This is a genomic window from Burkholderia sp. AU30198 (assembly GCF_020419825.1).
Classification (GTDB): Bacteria; Pseudomonadota; Gammaproteobacteria; order Burkholderiales; family Burkholderiaceae; genus Burkholderia.
This window is the reverse complement of the sequence record NZ_JAIZSA010000023.1, coordinates 1-17316: the sequence shown is the minus strand read 5'-3', so window position 1 is coordinate 17316 and position 17316 is coordinate 1. Positions and strand designations below refer to the sequence as shown.

The window sequence follows — 17316 nt, the reverse complement described above, 5'->3', positions numbered from 1 at the left end:
GAATCGCGTCAACATCAGTTGTCATACAAGATCGACGCTCGCGTCATCGATCGCCGGGGCCAGGCGGCTTTTCCGCCGCCAGCCGCCGGCACCGCCGATCAGCCTCCCTTCGTCGTGATCGTCTTCCACGCGCCGCTCTTCACCTGGTACAGCGTCGACATCCCGCTCTTCAGCGATCCGTCGTTCGCGAACGAGATGCGGCCGGTGACGCCTTCGAAGTCGATCTTCTTCAGCGCCGGGCGATAGACCTTCGGGTCGGTCGAGCTGGCCGCCTGCATCGCCTTGATCGCCGCCCAGGCCGCGTCGTAGCCGAACTGCGCATACGACAGCACGTCGACGCCGAAGCGCTTCTTGAAGCGCTGTTCGAAATCCTTCCCTTGCGGCAGCTCGTCGAGCGGCCGGCCGTATTCCCACGCCATCGCGCCTTCGGCGGCCGGGCCCGCGATCTTGATGAACTCGTTGTCCTTCACGCCGCCGCCGCCGACGAACTGCGCATTCAGCCCGAGCTGGCGCATCTGCTTGATGAAGTTCGCGGCGAGCGAATCGAGCCCGCCGAAGAAGATCAGGTCGGGGTTCTTGCCCTTCAGGCTCGTGATCTGCGCGCGGAAGTCGACTGCCTGGTTGCTGGTGAACTCGCGGCCGATGATGTTCCCGCCGGCGGCCTTCACGGCCTTCTCGAACTCGTCGGCCTCGCCCTGGCCGAACGCGGTGCGATCGTCGATGATCGCGATGCGCTTCGCTTTCGTCACGTCGACCGCGTACTTGCCCGCGTTGCCGGCGTTCTGGCCGTCGGTCGCGATCACCATGAACATGTTCGCGAGCCCGCGCGCCGTGAGCGTCGGATTGGTCGCGGCCGGATCGATCACCGGGATGCCGGCTTTGTCGTAGACGACCGAGGCCGGAATCGTCGTCCCCGAGTTGAAGTGGCCGACCACGACCGACACGTTCTGGTCGACGAGCGCCTGTGCGGCCTGCACGCCGATGCGCGGGTCGGCCTGGTCGTCCTGCACGACGAGGTTGAAGTGAGCGGGCTTGCCGGCGATCTGCACCTTCTGCGCGGCGGCATCGTCGAGCGCAAGCTGCACGCCGTTCTGCAGATCCTTGCCGTAGCCGGCGTTCACGCCCGTGAGCGGCGCGGCGAAACCGACCTTCACGTCGGTCGCATCGGCGGCCTGGGCGGCCTGTTGCGAGAGGAGGGCAAGCGCGGATGCAATCGACACCGACAGCAGGGAATGACGGAATTTCATGTTGTTCCTCTTGTTCGACACCTGCGAGTGAGTACCGCACACGCCCGGGCGGGCCGGACGCGTGCGACGGGCGGGCGGTTCAACCGCTTCTCGGAATCGGGCGGGGAGGTCGGCATCGTGATCCTCGGAAGCATCTCCCGTCAGGCTCCGTGAAGAGCCCCGACCGCCTCGATATATAGGTCGCCGATATGCCCGGGTCTTGGCAATTTGCCGCGCATTCGGTGCGGATTTGCGCATAGCTTCCGCGCGTGTGGGGGCGGCCGGTATCGGGAGTTTCCCGTCGCGAACGGAGTGGGCGGAGAGGAGGGAGAGCGGAGAGAGCGGAGAGAGCGGAGAGAGCGAGGAGAGCGAGGAGAGCGAGGAGAGCGAGGAGAGCGAGGAGAGCGAGGAGAGCGAGGAGAGCGAGGAGAGCGAGGAGAGCGAGGAGAGCGAGGAGAGCGAGGAGAGCGAGGAGAGCGAGGAGAGCGGGGAGAGCGGGGAGAGCGGGGAGAGCGGGGAGAGCGGGGAGAGCGGGGAGAGCGAGGAAAGCGAGGAAAGCGAGAAAGCGAGGAAAGCGAGGAAAGCGAGGAAAGCGAGGGGCAGGAACGCGGCGCGGCCCGCCGGGGCCGCGCCGCGCACGTGACGCCGTCAGTCGGACAGCACGTCCGATGCGGCTTCGGCATCGTCGTGCGATGCGTGCGTGCGGATCAGCGGATCGCTGGCGCTCGGACGGCCCGTCTCGACGTGGCCCGCGAAGCGGCGCAGGAAGCCGAGCAGCCGGCCGTCGCTGACGGTCAGGTCGTACCAGCCGTGGCTGCCGCGCAGATCCCAGTAGTCGTCGATCTGCTGGCCCGGCGCGAGGTCGAACGTGCGCGCGCGGCCGTGGCCATACGCGTTCGTGACCTTGAGCCGCACGGCCTTGTGGCCGCGGTTCATCAGGCGCAGCGTGATGTTGCCGTTCGCGACGTCGTAGCCGTAGATCACCTCGGGGTTCACGCTCGCGTTGCCGATGCCGGTCGCGAACGGGCCGCGGAAGTGGCAGTAGAAGCCGTTCGGGCCGTACACGTCGAGGTCGTACAGGCCGAGCGACGCGGCGGCGCTCCAGGTGTCGGCGACGCGCTTGCCGGCTTCGACCGTGTACGCCCACGGGCCGTCGAGTCGATTGCGCGACTGGACCTGGAACGCGGCGCCTGCCTGGCCGGTGTTCGCGAAGGTCAGCCGGAACGGGCCGTTGGGTGCGTCGATGCGGCCATGCACGAACAGCTCGTACGGCAGCGCGCGCGCCGGCCGCAGCCCGGCCTCCTGTTTTGGCAGCTTCTGCAGGACCGGCGGCACGGGGATGTAGTCGGGGTGGCGCAGGCGGTCGGTCGGCGCGTAGCCGCTCGTGTCCGGCAGCGTCGGCCAGCCGGCGTCGGCCGTCGCGAAATCGAACGCGGCGGTCAGGTCGCCGCACACCGTGCGACGCCACGGCGACACGTTGCCGGCCTTGACCGGATATTGCGCGCCGAAACGCGCCTCGATGAATTGCAGCAGCGACGTGTGATCGAAGGTCTGCGAGCAGACCCAGCCGCCCTTGGTCCACGGCGACACGACCAGCATCGGCACGCGCGGCCCGAGTCCGTACGGGCCGGCCATGTGCGACGCGTCGCCGGGGAATACCTCGTTGGTCGTCGCGACCGTCGACAGCCCGTTGTCGCGCGACTGCGGTGCGAACGGCGGCGGCACGTGATCGAAGAAGCCGTCGTTCTCGTCGTAGGTGATGAACAGCGCCGTCTTGCTCCACACGTCCGGATTCGACACGAGCGCCTTCAGTACCTGCTCGATGTACCACGCGCCGTAGTTCGCCGGCCAGTTCGGATGCTCGGAATACGCTTCCGGCGCACAGATCCACGACACTTGCGGCAGCGTGCCGTTCTTCACGTCCTGCTGCAGGATGTCGAACAGCGTGCCGCCAGCGCTGATGTTGGTGCCGGTGCGCGCCTTGTCGTAAAGCGGCGTGCCGGGCAGCGCGCTGCGGTACTGGTTGAAGTAGAGCAGCGAGTTGTCGCCGTAGTTGCCGATGTACGGGTTCTGCGTCCAGCCCCACGAGCCGTTCGCGTCGAGCCCGGTGCCGACGTCCTGGTAGATCTTCCACGACACGCCGGCCTGTTCGAGCACTTCCGGATAGGTCGTCCAGCCGTAACCCTTTTCCTCGTTGCCGAGCACCGGGCCGCCGCCCGTGCCGTCGTTGCCGACGTAGCCCGTCCACATGTAGTAGCGGTTCGGATCGGTCGAGCTCGGGATCGCGCAGTGGTACGCGTCGCAGATCGTGAACGCGTCGGCGAGCTGGTAGTGGAACGGGATGTCGTCGCGCTTCAGGTACGCCATTGTCGTGGTGCCCTTGTTCGGCACCCACTGGTCATAGCGGCCTTTGTTCCAGGCCGCGTGCATGTCCTGCCAGCCGTGCGGCAGGTCCTGCAGGAACTGCAGGCCGAGCTTGTCCGCGCCCGGATGGAACGGCAGCAGTTCGGCCGGGCCGACCGGCTGGTGGAACACCGACTTGCCGTTCGCGAGGCGCAGCGGGCGCGGGTCACCGAAGCCGCGGACACCGCGCATCGTGCCGAAGTAGTGGTCGAACGAGCGGTTCTCCTGCATCAGGATCACGATGTGTTCGATATCGCGGAGGGTGCCGGTGCGGCGGTTCGCGGGAATCGCAAGCGCATCGCGAATCACGGGCGGAAACAGGTTCAGCGCGGCGGCGCCGGCGGTGCCGGCAGCGACGCGCAGGAAGTCACGACGGTTCGATCGAGTCATGGTCGTTATCGTGCGGTAAAGGAGGGAGCCGATTGGCGGGACCTGCTGGAAGGGCGCGCCCGGGTCGCAGGATGCGGCTGCGCCGGGTTGTGCCGCCGCGAGCATAGCGAGGAATCGGTGTCATTCATATGAAGTCCGAAAACGTTTGCGTTCGCACGGAAGCGATTTCGAAGCAGCGTCGACGTGCCTGTCGCCAGCGGTCGTGGCGACGCAGGGGCGGGCGGGAAAGCGGCGCGGGACGCGCGCCGGCGAAGCGGAGCGAGATGCCGGCGCGTCAGGCGTCCGTCACCCACGCGCCGAACCATTCGCTCGGGCGCGCGATTTCGTCCTGCGCGGCGACGAGTTCGAGCTCGTAGCGGCGCGCATCGTAGGTGGCCTTCACGACCGCGTGCACGGCGGCGAGCGTGTGCTCGAACGCGGCGCGCACGGAGTCGCCGCGCAGCCGGCAGGCGACGAAGATCGCGCTGGTCAGGTCGCCGACGCCGACCGGATGGCGTGGAAACGCGTACAGCGGGCGCTGGCCGATCCACGCTTCGGTTTCGGTGACGGCGAGCATGTTGAAACGATCGGCCGGGCTGTTGCGGTCGTGCAGGTGCTTGACGAGGATGATCTGCGGGCCGCGGCGGATCAGCGCGCGGCAGGCTTCGACGGCTTCGGCGACGGTTTCGATGCGCCGCCCGGCGAGTTTCTGCAGTTCGGTGTGGTTCGGCGACATGCCGTCCGCGAGCGCCGGCATCTCCTGGACCATGAACTCCTCGACGCCGGGCTCGGGCCGGATGCCGCCCGTCTGGCCCATCGCCGGATCGCAGAAGTACCACGCGTTCGGGTTCATCGCCTTCACCGAGCGGACGATTTCGACGGCTGCACGCGCCTGCGGCGGCGAGCCGAGGAAGCCGGACAGCACGGCGTCGCAGCGCTTGAGTGCGCCGATCGCGGCGATGCCGTCGACGAGCTGCTCCATCTTCGCGGCATCGATCGCGCTGCCGGCCCAGTGGCCGTACTGCATGTGATTCGACAACTGGACGGTATTGAGCGGCCAGACGTTGATGCCGAGGCGCTGCATCGGAAACACGGCCGCACTGTTGCCGGCATGGCCGTAGATGACGTGCGACTGAATGCTGAGGACGTTTTTCATGGGAATCGCCTGCACGCGTTTCAGGGTCACGTCACACGATACCCGAGTTCGTCGCGTGCGCGGAAGTCGCGCAGCCCCGGAGTGTTGCGCGCCGTCGTCAGCACGACCGCGTAGAATCGCGGGGCGCGAGGCGGCCTGGCTGCCCGCGTGCGTCTCCAATCACCGTGATCGCCATGCTTTCGATTCGCAAGATGTTGTTTGCCGTGCGCGCCGCCGCGCTCGGTGCTGGTGTCGCCGCCGCGTGCGCCATGCCTGCTGCGGCGGTGGCCGTATCGCCCACTGGCAACGATGGGCCCGTGTACGGCCCGCGCCTGGAAGGGTTCACTTATCCGGCGCCCGTGCATCTGTACACGTTCGTGTCGCAGCGCGAAACCCTGGAGATGGCCTACCTCGACGTGGAGCCGGCGCATCCGAACGGCCGCATCGTCGTGCTGCTGCACGGGAAGAACTTCTGCGCGGCGACCTGGGAGGACACGATCGGCGTGCTGAGCCGCGCGGGCTTCCGCGTGATCGCGCCGGACCAGATCGGCTTCTGCAAGTCGTCGAAGCCCGATCGCTATCAGTACAGCTTCCAGCAGCTGGCGCGCAACACGCACGCGCTGCTCGAATCGTTGGGCGTGAAGTCGGCGACGATCGTCGGTCACTCGACGGGCGGGATGCTCGCAATGCGCTACGCGCTGATGTATCCGAAGGCGACCGACCAGCTCGTGCTCGTGAACCCGATCGGTCTCGAGGACTGGAAGGCGCTTGGCGTGCCGCCGCTGTCGGTCGACTACTGGTATGCGCGCGAGCAGAAGACCACGGCCGATGGGATCCGCCGCTACGAGCAGGGCACGTACTACGCGGGCAAGTGGTCGCCGTCGTACGAGCGTTGGGTGCAGATGCTGGCAGGGATGTACCGTGGCGCCGGTCGCGACGCGGTTGCATGGAACTCCGCGCTGATCTACGACATGATCCTCACGCAGCCGGTGGTCTATGAGCTCGGCGCGATCCGCGTGCCGACGCTGTTGATGATCGGTGACAAGGACACGACCGCGATCGGCAAGGACGTCGCGCCGCCCGACGTGCATGCGAAGCTCGGCCACTATCCGGAACTCGCGAAACGCACGCAGGCCGCGATCCCGGGCGCGCAGCTCGTCGAGTTCCCGGCGCTCGGGCACGCACCGCAGATCCAGGACCCGGACGCGTTCCACAAGGCGCTGCTCGACGGGCTGGAGGCCGTGCACCCGCAGTGATGCGGGGCCGCCCGCAGGCGGCCCGGGCGCGCGCCGTCAGCGCGTTTCGCTCGCGAGCTCGTCGCGGATCTGCGCGGTCAATTCAAACGAGCGCAGCCGTGCCGCGTGATCGTAGATCTGCGCGGTGACGATCAGCTCGTCGGCCCCCGTCTGCGCGATTCGGTCGCGCAGCTTGTCGCGTACCGTGTCGCGCGAGCCGACCGCCGCGAACGACAGCGAATGCGCGACGGTCGCGAGTTCGAGCTCGTTCGCCTCGAGCACGTCGACGGGCGGCGGCAGCTTGCCCGGCGTGCCGCGCCGCAGGTTGATGAACTGCTGCTGCAGCGACGTGAACAGGCGCCGCGCCTCGTCGTCGGTATCGGCGACGAACACGTTGACGCCGACCATCGCGTGCGGCTTCGGCCATGCGGCCGACGGCCGGTACTGCGCACGATAGATCTCGAGTGCGCGCATCAGGTAATCCGGCGCGAAGTGCGAGGCGAACGCGAACGGCAGCCCGAGCATCGCGGCGAGCTGGGCGCTGAACAGGCTCGAGCCGAGCAGCCACACGGGCACGTCGAGCCCTGCACCGGGCACCGCGCGCACGCGCTGGCCGGGCACCGGTTCCGCGAAGTAGCGCTGCAGCTCGGCGACGTCGTCCGGAAACGAGTCGGCGCTGCCGATCAGGTCGCGGCGCAGTGCGCGCGACGTGGTCTGGTCGGTGCCGGGCGCGCGGCCGAGGCCGAGATCGATGCGCCCCGGATACAGCGACGCGAGCGTACCGAACTGCTCGGCGATCACGAGCGGCGCGTGGTTCGGCAGCATGATGCCGCCCGACCCGACCCGGATCGTCCGCGTGGCGCCCGCGACATGGCCGATGACGACGGCGGTCGCCGCGCTCGCGATGCCCGGCATGTTGTGATGCTCGGCGAGCCAGTAGCGCCGGTAACCCCAGCGCTCCGCATGCTGCGCGAGATCGACGGTGTTGCGGAAAGCCTGGGAGGCATCGGCGCCGGCCGGAATGGGGGCGAGATCGAGTACGGAAAACGGAGTCATCGGTTGGCCTTCGAACGGGGGAGCAGGGTGATGCGCTTACGCAACAAATGCCAAGGATTTTGCCAAAGGGTTCCGGAACGTGCTTGGGGCGGTCCGATACCCATGCGCCTTTCAGGGATGCAGGGTCGAATTCAGTGATCGTTGCAAAAATCAATCTAATTGCTGATTAATTACCAATCTTTACGGCGATTGGATGTGAATCCGCATCGACGTACAAATTTGCACGAAACGTTTGATTTTCAAGACTGCAATCCGCTTGCAAACCGCTTACGCTAATGTGAACGCGGGTGCGTCGAAATGGTTCGTCGTCTGCACAGCTTTGCCGGAATTGCACCAGTCCGTTTCTCGTAGTGCCGAGCGCGGGGTGCCGCAGGCTGCTAAAATCCGGCGCCTGCCCATGTTGTGTCGAAGGTAGCCATACGAGTCTTCCCGCATCCCGGCCGGGCGTCGTGCGGAGATGCACCACGCGAAGCCGGGCATGGCCAGACCTGAAGGATGGGTCGAGCCTCCCTCATATACAGACGCTGCTGGAACAAGGAGTCGGGTCGTGCCCGCGTTCGCCGTTGTCGGAATACCGAATCACGTTCAATCACGCTCACGCGTTCTCCATGGCGTTCAGGTCGCCGGGAGGCGTCGCGCATGACGGCAACCGCAACGATGCTCGACTGGCTCCTGATCGTGTTTACGCTGGCCGCGGCCGGTTATGCGCTCGTCGCTGCGTTCGCGCCGCGGCCGCGTACGCCGCACACGGCCGTGCGCGACGGCTTCGAGCCGGTCAGCGTGCTCAAGCCGCTGTGCGGCGCGGAGCCGCACCTGTACGAAAACCTCGCGACGTTCTGCGAGCAGCGCCATCCGCGTTATGAAGTGCTGTTCGGCGTCGCGTCGGCGGTCGATCCGGCCATCGCCGTGGTCGAACGGCTGCGCGCCGATTATCCCGAGTGCGACATCACGCTCGTGGTCGACGCGCGCGTGCACGGCAAGAACCTGAAGGTCAGCAACCTGATCAACCTCGCCGAACGCGCGAAGTACGGCCGCATCGTGATCGCGGACAGCGACATCGCGGTGAAGCCCGACTATCTGGAGCGCGTGACGGCGCCGCTCGCCGATGTGTCGGTCGGTGTCGTCACGTGCCTGTATCATGCGCGCAGCGTCGGCGGGTTCTGGACGCGAATCGGTGCGCAGTTCGTCGACGCATGGTTCGCGCCGTCGGTCCGGATCACGCATCTTGGCCGTTCGAGCCGCTTCGGTTTCGGCGCGACGCTGGCGCTGACGCGCGACACGCTCGACCGGATCGGCGGCTTTCCCGCGCTGAAGGACGAGCTGGCTGACGATTTCTGGCTGGCCGAGCTGCCGCGCCGACTCGGGCGGCGCACCGTGCTGTCGGAGGTCGAGGTCGCGACCGACGTGATCGAGCCGTCGTTCGGGCCGCTGTGGCATCGCGAGACGCGCTGGCTGCGCACGATCCGTTCGCTGAACCCGGCCGGCTTTGCGTTCCTGTTCATTACGTTCACCGTGCCGTGGCTCGCGATCGGCGCGGCGCTCGCGCTGCGCCTTGACGGAACCTTCGCCGGTTCGCTGGCAGGCGCGGCGGTCGTGGTGGGCGCGTTCGGGCGGCTCGTGCTGCACGCGCGCGGCGAGGATGGCTGGCGCGCATTCTGGCGCGACCTGCCGCTCGTCGCGGTGCGCGATACGCTGCTCGCGCTCGAGTGGCTCGCGGCCGTGTTCGGCACGCACGTCGTGTGGCGCGGCGCGAGGATGACGGTCGTCGGCGGCGAACGCGCGACGGCGGCCGTGGAAGGTGTGGACGGCCGCTAGGGCCGTTCCGATCGAACCCGGCCCATGGGCCGAGACGCGTTGCGCGGCGGGGCCGCGCGGCGCGACATGACAGAGAGGCGGGCGCCGGTAGGGCGGCCCGCGGTTTTTTTTTGACTGAATCGTTGTGACGAATCGAACTATGCAGGCTACCGGAGCACTCATGAAAACGCTGTTCTTGCAGGCCCCTTCGTATGACGGCTTCGACGGCGGAGCCGGCTCGCGCTATCAGGCGAAGCGCGAAATCCGTTCCTTCTGGTATCCGACGTGGCTCGCGCAGCCGGCCGCGCTCGTGCCGGGCAGCCGCGTCGTCGATGCGCCGGCCGACGGCCTGTCGGTCGAGGAAACGCTGAAGATCGCGAACGACTACGACCTCGTGATCATCCACACGAGCACGCCGTCGTTCCCGACCGACGCGATGTTCGCGCAGGATCTGAAGAAGATGAAGCCGTCGCTGCTGGTCGGCATGGTGGGCGCGAAGGTGATGGTCGATCCGCACAACTCGCTGACGGCGAGCGAGGCAATCGACTTCGTGTGCCGTGAGGAATTCGACTTCACCTGCAAGGAAATTGCCGAGGGCAAGCCGCTGGCCGAGATCAAGGGCCTGTCGTGGCGCGCGAAGGACGGCTCGATCGAGCACAACGAAGCGCGTCCGATCCTCGAGAACATGGACGAACTGCCGTTCGTCGCGCCCGTCTACAAGCGCGACCTGAAGATCGACAACTACTTCATCGGCTACCTCAACTATCCGTACGTATCGATCTACACGGGCCGCGGCTGCAAGTCGCGCTGCACGTTCTGCCTGTGGCCGCAGACGGTCAGTGGCCATCGCTACCGCACGCGCTCGGTCGAGAACGTGATCGCTGAAGCGAAGTGGATCCGCGACAACATGCCGGAAGTGAAGGAGCTGATGTTCGACGACGACACCTTCACCGACGACCTGCCGCGCGCTGAAGCCATCGCCATCGGCCTGGGCAAGCTCGGCATGACGTGGTCGTGCAACGCGAAGGCGAACGTGCCGTACAAGACGCTCAAGGTCCTGAAGGAAAACGGCCTGCGCCTGCTGCTGGTCGGCTTCGAATCCGGCGACGACCAGATCCTCGTGAACATCAAGAAGGGCGTGCGCACCGATTTCGCGCGCCGCTTCAGCGCGGACTGCAAGAAGCTCGGCATCAAGATCCACGGCACCTTCATCCTCGGCCTGCCGGGCGAGACGCAGGAAACCATCAAGAAGACGATCGAGTACGCGAAGGAAATCAATCCGCATACGATCCAGGTGTCGCTCGCCGCGCCGTATCCGGGCACGACGCTCTACAAGCAGGCCGTCGAGAACGGCTGGATGGAAGAGAACAAGACCATCAACCTGGTGAGCAAGGAAGGCGTGCAGCTCGCGGCGATCGGCTATGCGCACCTGTCGCGCGACGAGATCTATCACCATCTCGAGCAGTTCTATCGCCAGTTCTACTTCCGCCCGTCGAAGATCTGGGAAATCGTCCGCGAGATGCTGACGAGCTGGGACATGATGAAGCGCCGCCTGCGCGAAGGTGTCGAGTTCTTCCGCTTCCTGCGCGCGCACGAGGCCTGATTCGTGACGACGCAGCGGGCGGCGCGGGCGCTGATCTTCACCGCGGACGACTTCGGGCTGCACCCGCGCGTCAACGCAGCGGTCGAGCGCGCGCACCGCGACGGCGTGCTGAACGCCGCCAGCCTGATGGTCGGCGCGCCCGCCGCGCAGGATGCGATCGAGCGCGCGCGGCGGCTGCCGTCGCTCGCGGTCGGCCTGCATCTCGTTCTTGCGGACGGGCCGGCCACGCTGCCCGCGCATGAGATTCCCGCGCTCGTCGGCCCCGACGGGCGGTTCGGCGATGCGATGGCGAAGGACGGCTGTCGCTTCTTCTTCCTGCCGCACGTGCGGGCGCAGCTGCGCCGCGAGATTCGCGCGCAGTTCGACGCGTTCGCGGCGAGCGGCCTGCCGCTCGACCACGTGAACGCGCACAAACATTTCCACCTGCATCCGACCGTGCTGTCGCTGATCATCGAGATCGGCCGCGACTACGGGCTGCGTGCGGTGCGGCTGCCGTACGAGACGAGCGCGCCCGCGCTGCTCAAGCCGTGGATCGCGCTCGTGCGCGCGCGGCTCGACCGCGCGGGGCTCGCGCACAACGACTACGTGGTCGGGATCGAGCATACGGGCGCGATGGACGAGGCCGTGCTGCTCGACGCGCTGGCCAAGCTGCCGCCGGGCGTCGGCGAGATCTATTGCCATCCGGCCGAAGCCGGCGACGGCCCGATCACGCCGACGATGGCCGGCTACCGTCCGGTGGATGAACTCGATGGGTTGCTGTCGCCGCGCGTCGCGGCCGCATTGAAGGCGGCAGGCGTCGCGACCGGCGGCTTTGCCGACGTGTTCGGCCAGCCCGCGGCACGGCGCGGCGCGCCGGCGTCGCGCGCACCGGGAGCGCAGCCGTCATGACCAAGTGGATCAAATGGCTCGGCTGGCCGCTCGGTATCGGCATCCTGCTGGCGCTGGGGCTGCATGAAGGCATCGGCGACGTGTCGCAGATGCTCGCGCGCGCCGGTTATGCGCTGCTGTGGCTCGTGCCGTTCCATGCGCTGCCGCTGCTGCTCGATGCCTACGCGTGGCACCTGCTGCTCGACAAGCGCTCGTCGCTACCGTTCCTGTGGTGGATCGCGACCGTGCGCGAAGCGGTGAACCGGCTGTTGCCGGTGGTCGGGATCGGCGGCGAGCTGGTCGGCATCCGGCTCGCGCGCTGGCAGGTGTCGGACGCGAGCCGCGTGACGGCGTCGGTGATCGTCGAGGTGCTCGTGACGATCGTCGTCCAGTATGCGTTCGCCGCGCTCGGCCTCGTGCTGCTGCTCGCGACGACGGACAACATGGGCGGCGGCACGATCGGCCTCGCGCTGTTGCTCACATTGCCGCTGCCGGTGCTCGGCGTCGTACTGATGCGCCGCGGCGGGATTTTCCATGCGATCGAGCGTTTCGCGGGCCGCCTGCTCGGCGATTCGCACCGGCTGCTGCAGGGCGTCGACGGCAAGCGGCTCGATGCCGACATCGACGGGCTGATGTCGCGCACGGGCCTGTTGTTCAGCGCATTCTTCTGGCAGCTGGCCGGCTACACGCTCGGCGCGCTCGAGATCTACTGGGCGCTCGCGCTGCTCGGCCATCCGGTGTCGATCGGTGGCGCGATCGCGATCGAGGCGATGACGCAGGCCGTGCGCCATGCGGCGTTCATGGTGCCGGGCGGCCTCGGCGTGCAGGAGGCGACCGTCGTGCTGCTCGCGCAGATGTTCGGCGTCGATCGCGAGACGGCGCTGTCGCTCGCGCTGGTCAAGCGCGGCCGCGAGGTGCTGTTCGGCTGCCTGGCGCTCGGTTCGTGGCAGCTTGCCGAACTCGTGCGCACGCGGCGCCGCCTCGGTGTGCCGCCGGCCGTGCCGCGCGCGCCGCACGCGACGAGCCGCGTGGCCGAGACTGAAACCGAAACGATGCATTGAACACGAGACGGGCTGCGGGCCCGTCTCGCGCTTTTGGCGTCGCGCGGGTATCCTTGCCGCGTGTTTTCTCGACGCATATTTCTTCCGATGAATTTCCGTTTCCGGCTGCTTCCCGTGACGATGCTGGCCGCCGCGCTGGCGCTGACCGGCTGCGACGACAAGCAAGGCAACCTCGACGTGCAACGTATCAGGGACTTCTTCAACGCGATCAAGCCCGCGCCGCTGCTGCTGAAGGGGCTGAAGGTCGGCGAATCGACCGAGGCCGACGTGCGCGGCACGATGGGCAAGCCCGAGACCGAGCGCGACTTCACCGACGGCTCGAAGCGCCTCGAATACCCGCGCGGCCCGATGGGCAACCAGACGTGGTTTGTCGATCTCGACGCGAACGGCCGCTACACGGGCGCAACGCAGGTGCTGACCGCCGAGAATTTCGCGAAGGTGCGCCCGGGGATGAACGAGGACGAGGTGCGGCGCCTGCTCGGCAAGCCCGGCGACATCGCGCAGTATCCGCTCAAGCCCGAGATAGTCTGGAGCTGGCGCTGGCTCGAGGACGGCGTCAACACCGACGCGTTCTTCAACGTCCATTTCGGCCCGGACGGGCTTGTCTATACGACTTCACGCTCCGACATCCTGAAGGGGCATTAAGCGCAGCCGCAGCCGTCTTCGGCGCTATATCGAAAAAGCGACCGGAAAATTGCAAAAAGTCCGCTTCCCTGCCCGTTATCCGGTTGTCAGGGAGCGGCTTTTTTCCTTTTGAAACAGAGGCATAGGCCTCGGTTGTAAATGGTGGAACGGATTGCTGCGACGCAGCAATCACGTGCAAGGTGATTTGAGGCAATCAATTTCGCTTGCGACTATCCGCGTCAGCCCGGCGCGGGACAGGCATACGCGTCGGCATCCATTCCAACTCTGGAGACGCGCGTGTTCCTTTACGGCTTTGGTCCTGTCCTCTGGGCCGGCACCGTGCAGACCATCGAGCTGTCGGTGCTGTCGCTCGCCACTGCGGTGGCGCTGGGGCTGATCGGCGCGGTGGCGAAGCTGTCGCACAACCGGGTGCTGCGAGCGATCGCGACCGGTTATACGACGCTGATCCGCTCGGTGCCCGATCTTGTCCTGATGCTGCTGCTGTTCTACAGCATCCAGATCTGGCTGAACCAGTTCACCGACTTCGTCGGCTGGGACCAGATCGACATCGACCCGTTCGTGGCCGGCGTGCTGACGCTCGGCTTCATCTATGGCGCGTACTTCACCGAGACGTTCCGCGGTGCGTTCCTGTCGGTGCCGCGCGGCCAGCTCGAAGCCGGTGCGGCTTACGGGATGAGCGGGATGCGCGTGTTCGTCCGGATCATGTTTCCGCAGATGATGCGCTTTGCGTTGCCCGGGATCGGGAACAACTGGCAGGTGCTCGTGAAGGCCACCGCGCTGGTATCGATCATCGGCCTCGCGGACGTCGTGAAGGCCGCGCAGGACGCCGGCAAGAGCACGTTCAACATGTTCTTCTTCATCCTCGTCGCGGCGCTGATCTATCTCGCGATCACGACCGTTTCCAACCTCGTGCTGATCCAGCTCGAGAAGCGTTATTCCATGGGCGTGCGGCACGCAGATCTATGATCGAAATTCTCCAGGAATTCGGCCAGGCGTTCCTTTACTGGGACGGCCAGCGCCTCTCCGGCCTCGCGGTGACGCTGTGGCTGCTCGTCGCGTCGATTTCGCTCGGCTTCGTGTGCGCGGTGCCGCTCGCGGTGGCGCGCGTGTCGAAGAACAAGTGGGTGTCGACGCCGGTGCGGTTCTACACGTACGTGTTCCGTGGCACGCCGCTCTACGTGCAGTTGCTGCTGCTGTACACGGGCATGTACAGCCTCGAGTTCGTGCGTTCGCACTCGCTGCTCGACGCGTTCTTCCGCAGCGGCTTCAACTGCGCGATTCTCGCGTTCGCGCTGAACACCTGCGCGTACACGACCGAGATCTTCGCGGGGGCGATCCGCGCGATTCCGCACGGCGAGGTCGAGGCGGCGCGCGCATACGGGATGTCGCCGTTCACGATGTACCGCCGCGTGATCCTGCCGTCGGCGCTGCGCCGCGCGCTGCCGCTGTACAGCAACGAGGTGATCCTGATGCTGCACGCGACGACCGTCGCGTTCACGGCGACCGTGCCGGACATTTTGAAGGTCGCGCGCGATGCGAATTCCGCGACCTACATGGCGTTCCAGTCGTTCGGAATCGCCGCGCTGATCTATCTTGCGGTATCGTTCGCACTCGTCGCGGCGTTTCGCCGCGCGGAGCGCCACTGGCTTGCGTATCTCGCAGCCGCCCGTCATTGAATCACTTCGAGGAGAGCCAGTTGGCCGAGATCACTCAAACGAGCGCTGCCGCTTCCACCAAGCTTGCCGCGGTCGACATTCACAAGCGCTACGGCGACAACGAAGTGCTCAAGGGCGTATCGCTGAACGCGAAGGCCGGTGACGTCATCAGCATCATCGGCGCGAGCGGCTCGGGCAAGAGCACGTTCCTGCGCTGCATCAATTTTCTCGAGCGGCCCAATGCGGGGCAGATCGTCGTCGACGGCGAGGCCGTGCGCACGAAGGCCAACCGCGCCGGCGCGCTCGAAGTCGCTGATCACAAGCAGCTGCAGCGCATCCGCACGAAGCTCTCGATGGTGTTCCAGCACTTCAACCTCTGGGCGCACATGAACGTGCTCGAGAACGTGATGGAAGCCCCCGTGCACGTGCTCGGCATTCCGAAGAAGGAAGCCGAGGAGCGGGCGCGCGAGTACCTGGAGAAGGTCGGCTTGCCGCCGCGCGTCGAGAAGCAGTATCCGTCGCACCTGTCGGGCGGCCAGCAGCAGCGCGTGGCGATTGCGCGTGCGCTGGCGATGCATCCGGACGTGATGCTGTTCGACGAGCCGACCTCGGCGCTCGACCCGGAGCTGGTGGGCGAAGTGCTGAAGGTGATGCAGAAGCTGGCCGAGGAAGGCCGCACGATGATCGTCGTCACGCACGAGATGGGCTTTGCGCGTAACGTGTCGAACCACGTGATGTTCCTGCATCAGGGGCGGACCGAGGAAGAGGGCGATCCGAAGGAAGTGCTGGTACGCCCGCAGAGCGAGCGGCTCAAGCAGTTCCTGTCGGGCAGTCTCAAGTAACGCGACAGGGCAGGTTTCATAAGTGGTACCGGTGTCTCGTCCCGCAGGCGCCACCCGCACGACGCAGGTGGCGATCGTTGCATTGCCGCCCGTGTCGATGTCGGGCGTGGGTCCGATCGTCGATGCGCTGAACCTCGCGAACGAGATCGACGGGCGGCTGCTGTACCGGTGGCAGGTGTGTTCGTGGGACGGGCGGCCGGTGCCGCTCGCCGGCGGTGCGCAGTGGCATGCCGATGCGGCGTTCAACGATGCGATCGCGTGCGACTGGGTCATCGTCGTGTCGGAGCGGTTTCAGCAGTTTGCCGACTATCGGTTGTTTCTTGCGAGTCTCGCGAGGGTGGGGCAGCGCACGCCGGTCGTCACGGGCATTCACCACGGCGTGTGGTGGCTCGCGATGGCCGGGCAGCTTTCCGGGTATCGCGTCAGCGTGAACTGGGAGACGTATCAGCAGTTCGCCGAACAGTTCGAGCGGTCGATCGTCACGCAGCAGATTTTCGAGATCGATCGCGATCGGGCCACCTGTGCGGGTGGCCAGGCTACCGTTGACTTCATGCTGGCCATGATTGGCCGGGAACATGGGCCTGACCTCGCGGAGCGGATCGCCGATGCGCTCGGCACCGGGACTTTGCGCAGTGGCGAGGAACGCCAACGGATTCCTTTTGTTACCGCGCCCGGTGAGCGACATCCTCAGTTAAACGATGCTTTGCTGTTGATGGAAGCCAATGTCGAGGATCCGCTGACTACCGATGAGATCGCCGAGCTGGTTGGCGTTTCACGCCGGCAACTGGAGCGCCTCTTTCGGCAGTATCTCGGGGCGATGCCCTCCAAGTATTACCTCAATCTTCGGTTGCTCAAGGCCCGGACTCAGTTGCAGCGGACCAGCAAGTCGGTTGTGCAGGTCAGTCTCGCATGTGGGTTTTCTTCTGCTGCGCATTTTTCTAACGCGTACCGCGAAAGGTTTGGGGTTACGCCTCGGGAGGATCGGAGAGCCTGGCTCGAGAAGCAGACAGGCGGCGGCGGGGAGCCTCGTGGGGGCGCTCTTGTCGAGCGCGGTGCGAAGGATTGATTCTGTTTTTTGGTGGTTCGCTTTTGTTTTTCGTGAAGCACCTGTGATCTTGTCGGTCTATTAGCGTCGCCCCTGCGCGGGGCGGCGGTTACTTTTCTTTGTCTTGCCAAAGAAAAGTAACCAAAAGAAAGGCGCTCGGAGAACGCATGACTTCCCGGTGCCATGGTCGTCAGAGTGGATCGCGCCTAAGTGTCCGCGCCAGTCAGGAGGACGGAGTGGTTCGAGCAATAGTTCGGGGGTGTCAGAATTTCCGTGTTCAAGACGGGTTGAGATTCACACGGATGGTCGAACGAACCGATCCTCGTAGAGGATGGCGAATTGGTTCATGGCTGCCTTCCAATCGTGAGCAGCACGCCCCC

At 66.2% G+C, this 17316-nt stretch carries 15 protein-coding genes; 11 read left to right on the top strand and 4 right to left on the bottom strand.

From position 1 onward, the window contains the following. Window positions 1-98: 98 nt before the first annotated feature. Window positions 99-1247 (bottom strand): branched-chain amino acid ABC transporter substrate-binding protein, encoded by a 1149-nt coding sequence (locus tag LGN19_RS34325; RefSeq protein ID WP_226219696.1) that lies wholly within the window; start codon window positions 1245-1247, stop codon window positions 99-101. Window positions 1248-1476: 229 nt separating this feature from the next. Here LGN19_RS34325 and LGN19_RS34320 point away from each other — a divergent pair, with 229 nt between their 5' ends. After that, window positions 1477-1869, top strand: a complete 393-nt coding sequence (locus LGN19_RS34320; protein ID WP_226219695.1) for a hypothetical protein — start codon at window positions 1477-1479, stop codon at window positions 1867-1869. A gap of 5 nt (window positions 1870-1874) precedes the next feature. Here LGN19_RS34320 and LGN19_RS34315 read toward each other — a convergent pair whose 3' ends face one another. Both LGN19_RS34315 and pdxY read right to left on the bottom strand, forming a co-directional pair. Continuing rightward, window positions 1875-4019 (bottom strand): phosphocholine-specific phospholipase C, encoded by a 2145-nt coding sequence (locus LGN19_RS34315; RefSeq protein WP_226219694.1) that lies wholly within the window; start codon window positions 4017-4019, stop codon window positions 1875-1877. Between the two features lie 274 nt (window positions 4020-4293). Then, window positions 4294-5154, bottom strand: a complete 861-nt coding sequence (gene pdxY, locus LGN19_RS34310; protein WP_041492785.1) for a pyridoxal kinase PdxY — start codon at window positions 5152-5154, stop codon at window positions 4294-4296. A 173-nt stretch (window positions 5155-5327) separates the two neighbouring features. On the opposite strand from pdxY, the gene LGN19_RS34305 reads away from it, so the two are divergent. Then, window positions 5328-6389, top strand: coding sequence for an alpha/beta fold hydrolase (locus LGN19_RS34305; RefSeq protein ID WP_122944875.1), 1062 nt, complete (start codon window positions 5328-5330; stop codon window positions 6387-6389). Window positions 6390-6425: 36 nt separating this feature from the next. Here the strand turns inward: LGN19_RS34305 and LGN19_RS34300 are convergent, their stop codons facing one another. Further along, window positions 6426-7424 carry an LLM class flavin-dependent oxidoreductase gene (locus LGN19_RS34300; RefSeq protein WP_226219693.1) on the bottom strand — a complete coding sequence of 333 codons (999 nt, stop codon included), beginning with the start codon at window positions 7422-7424 and terminating at the stop codon, window positions 6426-6428. A gap of 639 nt (window positions 7425-8063) precedes the next feature. On the opposite strand from LGN19_RS34300, the gene hpnI reads away from it, so the two are divergent. From hpnI to LGN19_RS34255, 9 genes are all read left to right on the top strand, one after another. Further along, window positions 8064-9239 carry a bacteriohopanetetrol glucosamine biosynthesis glycosyltransferase HpnI gene (hpnI, locus tag LGN19_RS34295; protein ID WP_175221265.1) on the top strand — a complete coding sequence of 392 codons (1176 nt, stop codon included), beginning with the start codon at window positions 8064-8066 and terminating at the stop codon, window positions 9237-9239. Window positions 9240-9399: 160 nt separating this feature from the next. Beyond that, window positions 9400-10821, top strand: a complete 1422-nt coding sequence (gene hpnJ / locus LGN19_RS34290; RefSeq protein WP_122944878.1) for a hopanoid biosynthesis associated radical SAM protein HpnJ — start codon at window positions 9400-9402, stop codon at window positions 10819-10821. A 3-nt stretch (window positions 10822-10824) separates the two neighbouring features. Next, on the top strand, window positions 10825-11709 hold the full coding sequence (gene hpnK, locus LGN19_RS34285; protein WP_226219692.1) for a hopanoid biosynthesis-associated protein HpnK: 885 nt from the start codon (window positions 10825-10827) through the stop codon (window positions 11707-11709). After that, entirely contained in the window at window positions 11706-12749 is a 1044-nt protein-coding gene (locus LGN19_RS34280) for a lysylphosphatidylglycerol synthase domain-containing protein (RefSeq protein ID WP_122944880.1), read from the top strand. Before hpnK ends, LGN19_RS34280 begins: the two co-directional genes overlap by 4 nt. 87 nt (window positions 12750-12836) lie before the next feature. Beyond that, complete coding sequence (locus tag LGN19_RS34275) at window positions 12837-13394, top strand: hypothetical protein (RefSeq protein ID WP_174960280.1); 558 nt, start codon at window positions 12837-12839, stop codon at window positions 13392-13394. Between the two features lie 276 nt (window positions 13395-13670). Beyond that, window positions 13671-14360, top strand: coding sequence for an ABC transporter permease (locus LGN19_RS34270; RefSeq protein ID WP_174918700.1), 690 nt, complete (start codon window positions 13671-13673; stop codon window positions 14358-14360). Next, window positions 14357-15070, top strand: coding sequence for an ABC transporter permease (locus LGN19_RS34265; RefSeq protein ID WP_011351456.1), 714 nt, complete (start codon window positions 14357-14359; stop codon window positions 15068-15070). The genes LGN19_RS34270 and LGN19_RS34265 overlap by 4 nt, the downstream gene beginning before the upstream one ends. A gap of 20 nt (window positions 15071-15090) precedes the next feature. Then, window positions 15091-15891: an ABC transporter ATP-binding protein gene (locus LGN19_RS34260; RefSeq protein ID WP_122944882.1), complete on the top strand. Its 801-nt coding sequence runs from the start codon at window positions 15091-15093 to the stop codon at window positions 15889-15891. Between the two features lie 22 nt (window positions 15892-15913). Further along, on the top strand, window positions 15914-16957 hold the full coding sequence (locus LGN19_RS34255) for a GlxA family transcriptional regulator (RefSeq protein ID WP_226219691.1): 1044 nt from the start codon (window positions 15914-15916) through the stop codon (window positions 16955-16957). Window positions 16958-17316: the final 359 nt, after the last annotated feature.

Excerpts from the sequence above, each read along its gene's own strand:
- hpnI (WP_175221265.1), top strand. The coding sequence starts at position 8,064 with ATGACGGCAACCGCAACGATGCTCGACTGGCTCCTGATCGTGTTTACG.
- LGN19_RS34265 (WP_011351456.1), top strand. The coding sequence starts at position 14,357 with ATGATCGAAATTCTCCAGGAATTCGGCCAGGCGTTCCTTTACTGGGAC.
- LGN19_RS34315 (WP_226219694.1), bottom strand. The coding sequence starts at position 4,019 with ATGACTCGATCGAACCGTCGTGACTTCCTGCGCGTCGCTGCCGGCACC.
- LGN19_RS34280 (WP_122944880.1), top strand. The coding sequence starts at position 11,706 with ATGACCAAGTGGATCAAATGGCTCGGCTGGCCGCTCGGTATCGGCATC.
- LGN19_RS34305 (WP_122944875.1), top strand. The coding sequence starts at position 5,328 with ATGCTTTCGATTCGCAAGATGTTGTTTGCCGTGCGCGCCGCCGCGCTC.
- LGN19_RS34275 (WP_174960280.1), top strand. The coding sequence starts at position 12,837 with ATGAATTTCCGTTTCCGGCTGCTTCCCGTGACGATGCTGGCCGCCGCG.
- LGN19_RS34325 (WP_226219696.1), bottom strand. The coding sequence starts at position 1,247 with ATGAAATTCCGTCATTCCCTGCTGTCGGTGTCGATTGCATCCGCGCTT.
- pdxY (WP_041492785.1), bottom strand. The coding sequence starts at position 5,154 with ATGAAAAACGTCCTCAGCATTCAGTCGCACGTCATCTACGGCCATGCC.
- LGN19_RS34300 (WP_226219693.1), bottom strand. The coding sequence starts at position 7,424 with ATGACTCCGTTTTCCGTACTCGATCTCGCCCCCATTCCGGCCGGCGCC.
- hpnJ (WP_122944878.1), top strand. The coding sequence starts at position 9,400 with ATGAAAACGCTGTTCTTGCAGGCCCCTTCGTATGACGGCTTCGACGGC.